12 protein-coding genes are annotated in these 13,551 nt (G+C 63.4%); 5 read left to right on the top strand and 7 right to left on the bottom strand.

Annotated features, from left to right (window positions below; all coding sequences use genetic code 11):
* The first annotated feature begins 12 nt into the window (after positions 1–12).
* Both ACGI6K_RS02225 and msrA read left to right on the top strand, forming a co-directional pair.
* A complete protein-coding gene (locus tag ACGI6K_RS02225; RefSeq protein WP_376944129.1) occupies positions 13–897 on the top strand; it encodes a universal stress protein in 885 nt (294 codons plus the stop codon).
* Positions 898–1,081: 184 nt separating this feature from the next.
* A complete protein-coding gene (gene msrA, locus ACGI6K_RS02220) occupies positions 1,082–1,732 on the top strand; it encodes a peptide-methionine (S)-S-oxide reductase MsrA (protein WP_376944131.1) in 651 nt (216 codons plus the stop codon).
* A gap of 91 nt (positions 1,733–1,823) precedes the next feature.
* On the opposite strand, the gene ACGI6K_RS02215 is transcribed toward msrA, so the two are convergent.
* The 7 genes from ACGI6K_RS02215 to ACGI6K_RS02185 form a co-directional block, all read right to left on the bottom strand.
* Positions 1,824–2,228, bottom strand: a complete 405-nt coding sequence (locus ACGI6K_RS02215) for a VOC family protein (RefSeq protein WP_376944133.1) — start codon at positions 2,226–2,228, stop codon at positions 1,824–1,826.
* Between the two features lie 1,104 nt (positions 2,229–3,332).
* The gene (locus tag ACGI6K_RS02210) at positions 3,333–5,729 is read right to left on the bottom strand and encodes a TonB-dependent siderophore receptor (protein ID WP_376944135.1); all 2,397 of its coding nucleotides are present in this window, start codon (positions 5,727–5,729) and stop codon (positions 3,333–3,335) included.
* 290 nt (positions 5,730–6,019) lie between these two features.
* Positions 6,020–6,265, bottom strand: a complete 246-nt coding sequence (locus tag ACGI6K_RS02205) for a type II toxin-antitoxin system Phd/YefM family antitoxin (RefSeq protein ID WP_376944137.1) — start codon at positions 6,263–6,265, stop codon at positions 6,020–6,022.
* Between the two features lie 119 nt (positions 6,266–6,384).
* Positions 6,385–7,320, bottom strand: a complete 936-nt coding sequence (locus ACGI6K_RS02200) for a FecR family protein (protein ID WP_376944139.1) — start codon at positions 7,318–7,320, stop codon at positions 6,385–6,387.
* A 5-nt stretch (positions 7,321–7,325) separates the two neighbouring features.
* The gene (locus ACGI6K_RS02195; RefSeq protein ID WP_376944141.1) at positions 7,326–7,844 is read right to left on the bottom strand and encodes an RNA polymerase sigma factor; all 519 of its coding nucleotides are present in this window, start codon (positions 7,842–7,844) and stop codon (positions 7,326–7,328) included.
* Positions 7,845–8,180: 336 nt separating this feature from the next.
* Positions 8,181–9,074, bottom strand: a complete 894-nt coding sequence (locus tag ACGI6K_RS02190) for a 23S rRNA (adenine(2030)-N(6))-methyltransferase RlmJ (protein ID WP_376944143.1) — start codon at positions 9,072–9,074, stop codon at positions 8,181–8,183.
* A gap of 46 nt (positions 9,075–9,120) precedes the next feature.
* The gene (locus tag ACGI6K_RS02185) at positions 9,121–10,011 is read right to left on the bottom strand and encodes a LysR substrate-binding domain-containing protein (protein WP_376944145.1); all 891 of its coding nucleotides are present in this window, start codon (positions 10,009–10,011) and stop codon (positions 9,121–9,123) included.
* A 102-nt stretch (positions 10,012–10,113) separates the two neighbouring features.
* Between ACGI6K_RS02185 and ACGI6K_RS02180 the strand changes: the two genes are divergently transcribed.
* From ACGI6K_RS02180 to ACGI6K_RS02170, 3 genes are all read left to right on the top strand, one after another.
* Complete coding sequence (locus ACGI6K_RS02180; RefSeq protein WP_376944147.1) at positions 10,114–11,319, top strand: YbfB/YjiJ family MFS transporter; 1,206 nt, start codon at positions 10,114–10,116, stop codon at positions 11,317–11,319.
* Entirely contained in the window at positions 11,307–11,522 is a 216-nt protein-coding gene (locus tag ACGI6K_RS02175; protein WP_376944149.1) for a 2-hydroxymuconate tautomerase family protein, read from the top strand. The genes ACGI6K_RS02180 and ACGI6K_RS02175 overlap by 13 nt, the downstream gene beginning before the upstream one ends.
* Positions 11,523–11,756: 234 nt before the next feature.
* Positions 11,757–13,505, top strand: a complete 1,749-nt coding sequence (locus tag ACGI6K_RS02170) for a potassium/proton antiporter (RefSeq protein ID WP_376944151.1) — start codon at positions 11,757–11,759, stop codon at positions 13,503–13,505.
* Positions 13,506–13,551 lie beyond the last annotated feature (46 nt).

The following is a 13,551-nucleotide window of genomic DNA, read 5'->3' as shown; positions in this document are numbered from 1 at the left end:
GGAAAGATCGCCATGACCGCAACCTCCTCGACCGACGCCACGCCCCGTCACCTCCTGCTGGCCACCGAGTTCAGCGCGTGTTGCGACCGGGCCCTGGACCGAGCCACCCAATTGACCGACGAATGGCAAGCAGAACTGGTCGCGCTGAACGTCCTTACCCCCACCGCTCCGGACCAGGCGTTGGCCTGGGCCAGCGGGGAAAACGAAGAACAGCTTCTGCACATGGCCCGCAAGCAGCTTACCCGCGATCTAGCGGCGATGCCCGTTCCGGTGACCCTGCGCATCGTTCATGGCAACGATGCGGCGGCCGCCATCCGCGACACCGCGACAGCCATCCAGGCCGACCTGATCGTCACCGGCGTATCGTGCAGCAAAGCGCTGGGGCAGCGGCTACTGGGCTCGACCGTCGAAAACCTGGCGCGCTCGCTCCCGCAGCCCTTGCTGGTGGTGCACGACCGGGCGCGGCAAGCCTATCGGCGCATCCTCGTGGCCAGCGATTTCTCGGAGTCGTCCCGCCATGCCCTGCTGACCACCGCCCGCCTCTTTCCGGGGCGCGAGCTGATCCTGTACCACGCCTATGCGATCCCGCTGGCCGGGCTGGCCGACGCTCCGCCGTCTGCCGGCGACGGCATCGTCGCCAAGGAAAGCGAATGCGCCGCCTTCCTGGCTGCCAGTGCGCTTCCCGCAGGCGTAAAGGTGCATACCGTGATCGAATATGGCCCGGTCGAAAGCACGCTGACGCGCTACGTGCGCGAGCAGGATATCGAACTGGTGGCGCTGGGCAGCCACGGCGGCAGCCGGATCATGAGCCTGCTGCTGGGCAGCACCGCCGCCAAGCTGCTCGACTGGCTCCCCTGCGACGCGCTGCTGGTGCGCGAACCACGCGCCAAGGCATGACGCGCGCGTCGCTACGCCGCTGGTTCGGATAAGCCCCTTCGTGGCCGTGCCCAAGGCCGCGAGACAAGCGGGACGGGTATGCTGGTCGGAAAAGGTTCTATCGGCGCGGACCCGGTGTTAAAACTGTGCCTTAACGGCCCCAGGACAACCACGACGCCTCGTCGCCCAGCCAAGGAGATACCCCATGGTGCTGCGCTCGCAGATTCCCGCCCACGAACTGGCCTTGCCCGATCCCGGCCAGGCCCTGCCCGGACGCGCCGAAGCCATGCCGGTGCCAGCGGCCCACTACGTTAACGGCCATCCTTTGAAACCACCCTTCCCGGCCGGAATGCGGCAGGCGCTGTTCGGTCTCGGCTGCTTTTGGGGCGCCGAGCGGCGCTTCTGGCAGCAGCCCGGCGTGTGGACCACGGCGGTCGGCTATGCCGGCGGCCTCACGCCGAACCCGACCTACGAGGAGGTCTGCTCCGGCCTGACCGGGCACACCGAAGTGGTGCTGGTGGTGTTCGACCCGCGGGAAACGGATTACCGGACGCTGCTGAAGGTCTTCTGGGAAATCCACGATCCGACCCAGGGCATGCGCCAGGGTAACGACATCGGTACCCAGTACCGCTCGGCGATCTACTGCTTCGATGCCAGCCAGCGCGCCAGTGCCGAAGCCAGCCGGGAACGCTTCCAGGTGGAACTGGCGCGGGCCGGCTACGGTCCGGTCACTACGGAAATCGCCGACGCCCCACCCTTCTACTATGCCGAGGACTATCACCAGCAGTACCTGGCGAAGAATCCCGGCGGCTACTGCGGACTGGGCGGCACCGGGGTATGCTTGCCACCGGCCTGAGGCCGGCGATAGGCGTGCGCCCCCCCGGCGAGTCATTCATATATGCCGCGTCGAGCGTCGACGCGGCCTGTACGGCCTCGGCCCATGCCCATCAATCCGCAATTTCGTCGTAGCCACGACCGAGGAACTGCACGAAACAGAACCCGTGACCGAACGGGTCGCTCATGAGTGCCAGCCTGCCCCATGCGTGCGTCGCGATGGGCTCCTCGAGCCACGCGCCCGCTCGAACCGCTCTTTCGACGGCGCCCTCGATCTCTTCGACGACGAAATCCAGATGAGTCGGCGTCCAGTGGCGCGCATAGTTCCGAACCTGCGAAGTCAGATCCGATACCGGCGTCCCCGCTGCCTTGGCAAGCAGGTAGATGGGGGTCGAGCCTCCGATCATTTCCACGCCAAGGTCTCCGAAGCGGCGGCCGATACGCAATGCGAAGGCGGTGCCGTAGAAACGAACCGCCTTCTCAAGATCGTCGACGTCGATATTGATCAGAAGATCCATCCGCCGTCCTCCTGTGTTGTCCGAGGCTCAGTCAAGCCGAGCCACGGGATGGAGTCGACTTGAAGCGCTATGGTGGCTCGACGATGCCCCGGACTTCGCTGGTAATCGCGGATTGCGTGGCACGATGACCGGTGACCGGCAGCAGTGTCGTATCCGGGTATGGCAACCAGAGCATCATTCGCCGCCTCCCTACGGCTCGCCCCTCTGTGCGACACCTGCGCTCGGCCTCCTGACGGGAATCGGGCTCCGGGTTGCCTGAAAGCGCTTTCGCGCTTGCGGCACGGCCTGTCAGACCGCGCCGGACTCCCCCTTCAGAAGGCCGAGCGGAGTCGTCGCGCAAGGGAATGAGCCGCATGGATGCGGCGAAAGGCCCGAGGGCCATGGATGGCCCTGCGGGACGTGCCCCTGGAGTAGCGACGCAGGGAGGGAACCCGGAGCGAAGCGCAGGGCCGGATGAGGGAGGTAGCCTTCTTTTTGGTTACTTTTTCTTGGCCAGACAAGAAAAAGTGACTCGCCGGGGGCCGAAACAGGGACTGTCCTGCTACTCGGCAAGCAGCTATATCAAGGCTCACACAATCTTTCCAGTCCGGTATGGGGCAGGCATTTCATGCGATTGCCCTGGCAGCCGGGCAAGCAGCGCCCTAGCCCATGTGGTTTTACCCGCGCCTTGAGGTCCGACGAGAACGAACAGGTGCTTTTCGCCCGATGCCGTTGCCAGTGCCTTCTCCAGTGCCGCATGGCACCGTTGCCAGGCACGCCGGTTTCGCTCGGGCGTAACGACTCGGCCTTCGGGAGTTTCAAGAAAGTTGTCGGGATTTATATGCATGGCATATGTCCTGAGGCCTGGCAGCTATTCGATATCGAGTATTCCTGAATATCCCCCGCTGCGTGACATTGACAAGAACCCGGTAGCAACGAACGCTGCCATTATCCGGATCGGCTCGTCAAGTGACCTCGGCCGGCACGGAGTCGTTCGGGCCGTGCAAAAGCCTCGGCCTTGAATATCCGATCGAATAATGGCGTCGTATCCGTTGTGTCTGATTCAAGCCTGCGATTGTGTCGAACTCGATATCCAACAGCCGCCGACGTTGAAAGGAGCGACGATTAAAAATCCCAGCGGGTCGTCAACATCATATTGCGAGGCTCGCCATAGGTCTTGGTAGCTATACCATTCCATCTTTGCCCATAACTAGAGTAATAATATTTGTCAAATAAGTTATTTATATTTAGCGTAGCTGAAAGGCTATCAGTGACCTGATATCTACCCATCAAATTGACCAACCAGAAGGCTTCATTCTTGAATTGACGGTCATTACCCAAAGCATCCTTAGCATCGTACCAGGTCGTGCCCTGGTAAATACCACCACCACCGATGGTTATTTTACTCAATCTGCCAGGCAGCCGATAAGTCGTATAGAGTTTGAACTGGTTCTCCGGCTCCTGGGTCGTCAGCTTCTCGTTGGTTTCATCCTCTCGAATGACCTGATGAGTAAAGCCTGCCTGGATATTCCAGCCAGGCATCAATCCGCCACTAACCTCTAGTTCGATACCCTTGGTCTTGGCTTTCTTTCCTTCATATATGCTGTCGTTTCGTTCACTATTCCAACCCACATACTCGGCACGGTTGTCCTGGCGGATTTCGAAATAGGCTAGGCTAGCATTCAACCGGCCATTGAACCATTCGCCCTTGAGTCCACCTTCATAGCTATCGCCTTCGTCCGGATCGAGTACGGCATAACTTTCATCTCGGGCACTTTGCGGCCGGAATATCTTAGTGTAGCTGGCATACAGCGAAAAATTGTCGTTCAGGTCGTAGGTGATACCCGCGAAAGGAACCACTTCGCCCGTTTCACGCATATTACTATCGCCACCTCGGCGATAATTAGTTACTCGCCCTCCTAAGATCACAGCAAGATCATCGCTTAGACTAAAACGGCCACTGGCATATACAGCACGCTGGTTAATACGGTCCTCGGCACGATAGCGGATGCCGCCCCAGTCTGGTCTCTCTACGTCCCCAGTCCAATCCCAGAAATTGTCAACAGGCAACCTAATATAATTATGCCCAGAGCCCTTAAGGTGGTTGTGATAACCGCTGATCCCCACTGCCAACTCATGCATACGCCCAAACAGTTCAAAAGGACCACGAGCATAGGCTTCCAGTGCTTGACTTCTCGTTTTATATCTGTATTGACCAGTAGCCAAAGCAGAGCTACCATCATCAGCATTTGGTGTGTACTGAAAAGACCCTAAATTCGCATCATATGCGTTTCTCTGGAAGGTGTAATAAACCCGACTGCTCCAACCATTGTCGAACTCATGATCCAGTTGGGTAAAGAGAGCATGGCTGAACTGCTCCACTCGGCTCCAACTGGCGCCAGGATTGAAAGATCTGGATATATTAACTTCATTATTATGACTATCGAAAAAAGGTGTTCCTCCCCAACTGCTACCAGTCGGTATTGTCTTGTCGTAGTTGCCACCGAATGTCAGTATCGTCTTGGGGGACAAATCCACTTCTAAGATTCCATATAGTGCTCGTCTCTGCTCCTTGAAATGATCCATATAGGATTGTTGATCCTGGAAGGCTGTTGCAAAACGACCGCGAATACTTCCGCTTTCGACTAAGGGACCACCTACATCCCATTCGCTACGGTAGTTATCCCAGCGACCATATTCGGCCGTGGCGTGTCCGGAAAACTCATGGGTAGGTTTCTTGCGCACAAGGTTGATAGTAGCACCAGGACTACCCGCTCCTGTGGTCAAACCACTAGCCCCCTTGATGACCTCCACGCGGTCGTATTGGATCATATCGCTTGTGGTCTCGCCCATGAAGTTGACGCCATCAGACAAGATTGGGATACCATCGTATTGGAAGTTTCGAATCTCGTAGCCACGGGCATAGTAATAGGATCGATAGTTATCCGTGCCATGCCGCGTGATGCCTGGCGTATGATCCATCACCTTGTTGATATTGGTGAGATTGAAGTCGTCCATATGCTGGCGAGTGACGACCGTGACGGTCTGCGGTGTCTCGCGAGGCGTCAGCACCAGTCTGGTGGCAGTAGCGATAGTGCCCGGCGTATAGGACTTGGTCTGCTCGGTAATGGTGCCGAGTGAGTTGTCTTCCACCCGCATGATATCCAGGTTCATGGCGTCGCCCTGAGCGGCCTTCTCGATCAACAGGGTATCCCCGCTCACCGTACCGACCAGGCCGCTGCCGGCCAGCAGTTGCCGCAAACCCTGCTGGATATCGTATTCGCCCTGCAGTCCGGGGCTTCGGTGGCCGGCGAGCAATTGGCTGGCGACGATCAGGCGCAAGCCGCTCTGGTCGCTGAAGCGGGTCAGCGTCTGGCCCAGCGGCCCGGGGGCGATATCGAAGTGCCGGCTGCCCGGCTGCGTCTGTTCGACGGCATGAAGTAGAAGGCTGTTGCCCATCAGGATGCCACTGGCCGTCGCCAGGGCCAGATAAAGGCGGGTACGTCTGAATGCTCGCCGCATGGTGTCTCCCCCTGCTGAAATCAGCGAATTGAAAATTAATCTCAATCAGGGAAGACGACAGCGAGCGAAAACCTGACAGCGGGAACGAAATTTTTTTCAGACAGACCGATGCGGGCTTGGCAGGCAGCCTTTTCGTCAAGATGTCATGAAGGGAGTCGGGTTGCCCTGGAAATTACATCGCGAAACACTCGCGCAGGATTCGACTCCCCCGTGCCTGCCAACCAAAGCCAGCGGCGCGCAACACGCTTGGCAAATCCCACTCATTCAGCGCGGATGGCAAAAATTCCAGGCTATAGGTCATCCAGGCTCATCGGCACGGGCCTTTCGTTGGCGCGGGCACGAACCAGTTCGGCCAGCTCTAAGTCCTCCAAGCGCTCGATCATCACTTCGAATACCGCCGCCGGCACCATGTAACCCATCACCCGGTTGTGATTCAGCACCGCTACCGGCCCATCTTGGGCGCTGCCGATCACGGTAGACGAATTCTTTTTCAGTTCGGACACGCTGACGGCTTTGTCGGCCAATACGTTTTGCATGATAAAGACTTTTTTAAGGACTTTATTCCGGTCTTTTTAGCGGCGACCGGCAAGGCGCGAAGCCCCTGGCGAATGAGTGAATCGCGCCGGCCGAAGTGGCTGGAGAAACGCGGACAGGCTCAGGGCCGGCTGTCGTCCGGCTCTATCAAGGTCACCCAGGGCAGACGACGGACGCGGATCGGCAGCGAGCGCTCCAGCAACTCCAGCAGGGCATCGGGATCGCGGGTGTCGAACAGGCCGGTCACCGGCAGCCGGCGCAGCCGCTCGTCGCGCACCAGCAGCAGGCCGGGCTGGTAGCGCGATAGCGCATCGAGCACTTCGCCCAGCGGCTGGCCATCGAACAGCAAACGGTGGCGACGCCAGGCGGTAGCGCTGTCGATGTCTACCGCCACGGGCGCGGACAGTCCGTGCTCGCCGTATTCCAGGCTCTGCCCGGCCTGTACGTCGATCCGCTCGTCGCCCCGGCTCACGCGCACGGCATGTTCGGTCACCACCAGGCGTACCCGCGAGCCTTCGCGGCGCACGTCGAAACCGGTGCCCAGGGCGCGGATGCTGCCATCCGCCGCTTCGACCAGGAAAGGCCGCGCGGGGTCGCTCGCCACCCGTACGTACAGTTCCCCGGCATACAGGCGCAGGGTGCGCCGCCGGGCGTCGAAATCCAGGTCCAGGCGCGTCTCCGGCGCCAGTTCCAGTTGCGACCCGTCGGCCAGTTCCAGGTGCCGATGTTCGCCCATGGCGGTTCGGTGATCGGCCATCCAGCCCCGTTCGTGTCCTTGCCAGGACAGGACCAGGCCGAGTCCCAGGGCCAGCAGCGCGCCCACGATCGGGACGATGCGCCGGGGTGGGCGGCGCAGGACGCTGCCCAGCTCCTGCCACAGGCGTTCGGCCACCAGAGCCGCGGACCGGTGCTCGGGGCTGCTCCGGCACCACTGCTCGTAGGCAAGCCAGTCGTCGTCGGCGGCATCGCCGGCATGCAGGCGCACCAGCCATTGCAGGGCCTCCTCGATCAGGAGTGGCAGCGGCTGGTCGAGCTCGTCGTCCGGAAGTGCGGGCATGGCGGTCAGTTCGCTCCGTCGACCAGACCCAAGCGTCGGATGCAGTGGCGCAAGGCGCGCATGATGTATTTGCAGACCATGCTCGGCGATACGCCCAGGCGTTCGGCGATGGCCGCGTGGCTGAGGCCTTCGACCCGATTGAGCAGCAAGGCGTCGCGACAGGCCGGGGGCAGTTCTTCGAACGCCCGGTGGAGCAATTGCAGTTGCTGGCGCAGCTCCAGCAAGCGTTCCGGCCCCGGCCGCTGGTCGTACAGTTCGCTTTTTGCCTCCTCCAGCGAAGTCTGCTCGCCGCGCCGCGCCTGGCCGCGCCGCAGGTCGATGATCAGGTTGCGCAGGATGCGCCAGAGAAAATATTGCGGGTTGGCAATGGCCTGGCGAGGCTGCTTGCGGATCAGTCCGGCATAGCGCACGAAAGCGTCCTGCGCCAAATCCGCCGCCGTTTCGGGATCGCCCAGTCGGCGATAGGCGAGTTGCCGCAGTTCACGGTGGTAGAGGCGAAACAAGCGATCGAGATCATCGGCCACGGGAAAATCCCTTGTGTGCGGGTACCGATGGCGGCGGCACCGGAAGGCGTGGATTATAAAATAGGAATATTTCTCAACAAAAGCGCCACGCGCGTCCATCGCCGCCGCAAATCGTGGGGCGGATGCAATCCGTCGATATTGGCTGCGCTCCATCGGCATAATTCGGCTCGGGTGTGGGCCATTGCCATGGTTGGCGTATTTCACCCGCCCGACTCTGCCCAACGGCCAGCCTCCGTTTGCCGCGCCGTTGGCGCGGCTCCGAATGAATTCGCTCCCATGGGGAGAGTGCCGGACGCTTGGCGTCGCAAGGTTCGCGCCTGCGAGCAGCTATCTGCCCTATGACTTGCGCCCCTTGCGTCCGGCCGCCGGGGTAGCGGGTTTGGCGACGACCGGCTGCTCCTCGATCAGCCAGTCCAGCCGCCAGTCGCCCTGGGTCTGCGCCAGGCGCTCAGCTAGCCAGGGCAGCAGTTGGCGCAGTTCTTCCTCCAGCCCCCACGGCGGATTGGCGATCGCCAGGCCCGAGCCGTTCAGGCGCTGCGCATCGCTGGCCGGATGCACGTGGAGTTCGACGCACAGCAGCTTGGGCGCGCCGCTCTTCTGCAAGTCCCGATAGAAACGTCCGAGCTGGCGCGAGTCCTTGATCGGATACCAGATCGCCACCACCGTCTGACGCATGCGCCCGATAGCCTCCTGCAGCGCTTGGGCGCAGCGCTCCAATTCGTCGGGCTGTTCGAAGGGCGGGTCGATCAGCAGCAAGGCGCGCTTCTCCACCACCGGCAACAGGGCTCGCGGAATATGCCAGCCTTCGCCTAGATGTACGGCGACGCGCCGGTCACCGGCCATGTTTTCCTTGAGCAGACGACCGTCCTCGGGGTGCTTCTCGTTGAGCAGCAGGCGATCCTGCGGACGGCTCAGCCGGCGCGCCAGTTCGGGCGAGCCGGGGTAGTGGCGCAGCGCACCGTTGGCGTTCAGTTCACGCACCACACGCAGGTAATCGGCGACCGGCTCCGGCAGATCCGCCGCGTCCCACAGGCGGGCGATACCCTCGCGCCATTCGCCGGTACGGCTGGCCGCGTCGCCTCCGAGGTCGTACAGACCGACGCCGGCGTGACTGTCGAGGTAGGCGAAGGGACTCTCCTTGCGCTTCAGCAAGGCGATCAGGCGGGCCAGGGTCAGGTGTTTCAAGACATCGGCATGGTTGCCGGCGTGGAAGGCATGGCGGTAATTCATGGCGGACGGACTCCTCGGGTCGCACAGTTTACCCGCTTGCCGTGCCTCAAGCAGACGGTTGCGCGGGCAGGCTCCGCAGCAGTTCGATCAGGCGCTCCAGCGCGGCGTGCGCCGGCGCGTCGCGGCGGCGCATCAGAAGCGTCGGCGCCGCCGCCAGGTCGACCTCGATCGGCTGCCAGCAGACCAGCTTCCCGCGCGGATGCAGCTCCACCAGGCTGCGCGGCAGCAGGCCGACGCCCATCCCGGCGGCGGCGGCGCCGAGGATCGCGTCTATCGAGCCATAGCTCTGCCGCGCGCCGATCTGCAGGCGGCGGCGCTCGCTCCAGCGTTCCAGCCGTTCGCGGTAATGGCAACCGCAGGGAAAGCCGAGCAGGGTCACCGGCGCCTGCGACAGATCCGCCGGGGTTTGCCCCGCCGGCAGTACCAGCACCAGTTCCTCCTGCCAGATCGGCTCGCCGTGCAGCCGGGGGTCCTCATGGGGACCGCCGATTAGCGCGGCGTCCAGCCGCCCGGCGAGCACTTCGTCGAGCAGGTGGCCGCTGGTGCCGGTCACCAGGCTCAGATCGAGGCGCGGCGCTTCCCGGTGAAAGGCCGCCAGCACCTCGGGCAGGCGCACGGCGGCGGTGGTCTCCATGGCGCCCAGGCGCAACTCGCCGGCCCACGGGTCTTCCTGGACGCAGCTCCAGGCCGCCCGACAGAGCTGCTCCAGTTGCTCGGCATGGGGCAGCAGGCGGATGCCCGCCGGGGTCAGGCGCAGACGCTGGGCCTGGCGCTGGAACAGCGCGACGCCGAGCTGGTCCTCCAGTTGGCGTAGCCGCGCGGAGACGTTCGATGGCACGCAGTGCAGTTCCCGGGCCGCGCCGATCAGCGAACCGGCGCGGCTGACCGCGAGGAAATGGCGCAGCAGTTGGGGATTGAATCGCTCCCAGGAGGACATGGGCACCTCGACAACATCAAAAGTGAAAATCGGCTTCAGTATTTTTCACTGGAAGTATTTGCCGGGCAATCGCTAAGGTAGATGAAAAAAGAGAGCCAGCCCATGAATGCACCGCCCCATCAGATCTTCCTCGCCCTGCTGGGCGGCAGCGCCGCGCTAGTGGTGGTCCACGCCCTTGGCCGCTTCGCCTTCACCCCGCTGCTGCCGCACTTTCTCGCCGACGGCCTGTTCGATCTGCAGCAGGCCTCGCGACTGGCGACCTGGAATTACGTCGGCTATCTGCTCGGCGCCCTGCTCGCCCTGGCTCTCCATAGCCCGGCGCGGCTGCATCCGGGCCTGATCCTGGCACTGCTGGCGAATGCCCTGCTGACCCTGGCGCAATGCTTCGCCGGCGACTACGCACTACTGCTGGTCCTGCGCCTGGCCAACGGCATCAGCAACGGCGTGGTGTTCGTCCTCGCCCCGGCGCTGGTCCTCGAATGGCTGGCCAGCCGGCAGCGCGCCGGGCTCAGCGGCCTGGTCTATCTCGGCTTCGCCGCCGGCCTTCTGCTCTCCAACGGTCTGGCCAACTGGCCGGCCAAGTTGCTCGCCGGCCCCTGGCGCTGGCTGCCGATGGCTGCCCTAGCCGTGCCGCTGGCCCTGCTCGGCGCTTGGCTGCTCGCCCGCCTGCGCCTGTCGCCGCGCCGGACCGACAGCGCCGGAAACGGCGCGACGCCCGCCACGGCATTGTTCGACCGCGCCAGCACGCCGCTGTTTCTCGCCTATGCCGGCGCCGGTCTCGGCTACGTCCTGCCGATGACCTTCCTGCCAACCCTGGCCCGCGAGCAGTTGCCGGCCGGCGATCCGCTGCTCGAAGGCGCCTGGCGCTGGACCGCCATCGCCTGCCTGCTGTCGATTCCGCTGTGGAACCACCTGGGCACCCGCCTGGGCGACCGCCGCGCGCTGCTCGCCAGCTACGCCTTGCAGGCCCTCGGCGCCGCCGCGCCGCTGCTCTGGCCGGGCGCCACCGGCGTGCTGCTCTGCGCCGTGCTGGTGGGCGGGACCTTCGTCGGCAGCGTGCTGCTGACCCAACGTCTGGCCCGCAGCCTGCAGCCGCATCAGGGACCGCGCCTGTCGGCCGCGCTGATCGCCCTGTACAGCGGCGCCCAGTTGCTCGGCCCCTGGCTGGCCGGGCTGTGGGTCGGCCAGGGCGGCAGCCTAACGCAGAGCTTCGCCCTCGGTGCCGGCGCCCTGCTCTGGGCGCTCGCCTGGACCTGGCTGATCCCCATCCGTACCCCGCACAAGGAAATCCAGCAATGCCCTACGTGAACATCAAGATCACCCGCGAAGGCGCGACCGCCGAACAGAAACGCCGCCTCATCGAAGGCGCCACCCGCCTGCTGGTCGAGGTGCTGGGCAAGAACCCGGCCACCACCGTGGTGGTGATCGACGAGGTGGACACCGACAACTGGGGCATCGACGGCATCCCGGTCACCGAACGCCGACGTAGCGAAAAACAGCAGCCGAACTGATCCCCGCAAGACTCGCCGGCGGTCTCGCGAATAGCCCGCCGGCCCCTGCCGCAGACAGATCCGGGCTTCTCTTCGCGAATTCGGAAACGGCTAGCCGCCGATCGCCACGCCCCCTCTCCGAGCCGGCGAACAGTATCTTTTGACAGTTGGCCAAGCCAGCGGCTTTAATCAATTGGCACGACCCATGCATAGAAGCACGAATGCTTCCGCCGGCCGCCTTGGAGATCCCCCGCTTTGGATGCAGCCACCATCAACACCCTGTTCCTGATCGGCGCGCTGCTGGTGGGCTCCAGTATCCTGCTCAGCTCCCTGTCCACCAGGCTCGGCATCCCGATCCTGGTGATCTTCCTCGGCGTGGGCATGCTCGCCGGGGTCGACGGCATCGGTGGCATCGTCTTCAACGACTACTCCCTGACCTTCCTGGTCAGCAACCTGGCTCTGGCGATCATCCTGCTCGACGGCGGCATGCGCACCCGCGTGGCCACCTTCCGCGTGGCACTCTGGCCGGCGATGTCGCTGGCCACCCTGGGCGTGGCGGTCACCTCCGGTCTGACCGGGCTGGCCGCCGCCTGGCTATTCGATCTCAGCCTAATGCAGGGCTTGCTGATCGGCTCCATCGTCGGTTCCACCGACGCCGCAGTGGTGTTCAACCTGCTCAATGGCAAGGGGCTCAACGAACGGGTCGGCGCCACTCTGGAAATCGAATCGGGCAGCAACGACCCGATGGCGGTGTTCCTCACCGTGACCCTGATCGACATGCTCGCCTCCGGCCGGGGCGATTTCGGCTGGGGCGTGCTGGTCAGCCTGCTGCAACAGTTCAGCATCGGCATCGCTCTCGGCCTCGCCGGCGGCTGGCTGCTGCTGAAACTGATCAATAACCTCGACGTGGCCGACGGCCTCTATCCGCTGCTGGCGGTCAGCGGCGGCATCATGATCTACGCCATCGCCGGCGCGATCGGCGGCAGTGGCATCCTCGCCGTCTACGTCTGCGGCCTGCTGATGGGTAACCGGCCGATCCGCAATCGCCACGGCATCTTGCATATATTCGACGGCCTGGCCTGGCTCAGCCAGATCGGCATGTTCCTGGCCCTCGGCCTGTTGCTCACGCCCAGCCAGTTGCTGCCCATCGCCGCGCCGGCACTGGCCCTGTCATTGTGGATGATCCTCGTCGCCCGTCCGCTATCGGTGTTCCTCGGCCTCCTGCCGTTTCGCAACTTCCACCTGCGCGAGCGGCTGTTCATCTCCTGGGTCGGCCTGCGCGGCGCGGTGCCGGTGATTCTCGCGGTTTTTCCGCTGATGGCCGGGCTGCCGCAGGCGAACCTCTACTTCAACGTGGCCTTCTTCATCGTGCTGGTGTCGCTGCTGCTGCAGGGCAGCACCCTCGGCTGGGCGGCGCGCAAGGCCAGGGTCGAGGTGCCACCTTCGCCCACGCCGATCTCGCGGACCGGCTTGCAGATTTACCCCACCAGCCGCTGGGAACTGTTCATCTACCGCCTGAGCGCCAACAAGTGGTGCATCGGCGCTGCCCTGCGCGACCTGAAGATGCCCGACGGCACGCGTATCGCCGCCTTGTTCCGTGGCCGGCAACTGCTCCATCCGTCCGGCAGTACCCGCCTGGAGATCGGCGACCTGCTCTGCGTGATCGGCCACGAGGAAGATCTGCCGAGTCTCGGCAAACTGTTCAGCCAGCCGCCCAAGACCGGCCAGAATCTGCGCTTTTTCGGCGACTTCGTGCTCGAAGGCGATGCCGAACTGGCCGCCCTGGCGGCGCTCTACGGCCTGAAGCTCGACGGCATCGACGGCAACCAGTCGCTCGGCCGTTTCATCGCCGAGCTGATCGGCGGCCATCCGGTGGTCGGCGATCAGGTGAAATGGAACGGCATGACCTGGACCGTGGCGGCCACCGAAGGCGACCGGGTGCGCAAGGTTGGCCTGAAGTTTCCAGAGGATGGCAGCCGTTCGGCACCTATTCTGTTAATCTAAACGTGTTTGTCGAGCAGGGGTGCGAAAACGGTTCCGTTTGTTAAAC

The organism is Azorhizophilus paspali, assembly GCF_043587585.2.
GTDB lineage: Bacteria > Pseudomonadota > Gammaproteobacteria > Pseudomonadales > Pseudomonadaceae > Azotobacter > Azotobacter paspali.
The sequence above is the reverse complement of the archived record's forward strand: the minus strand, read 5'-3'. Positions and strand labels throughout refer to the sequence as shown.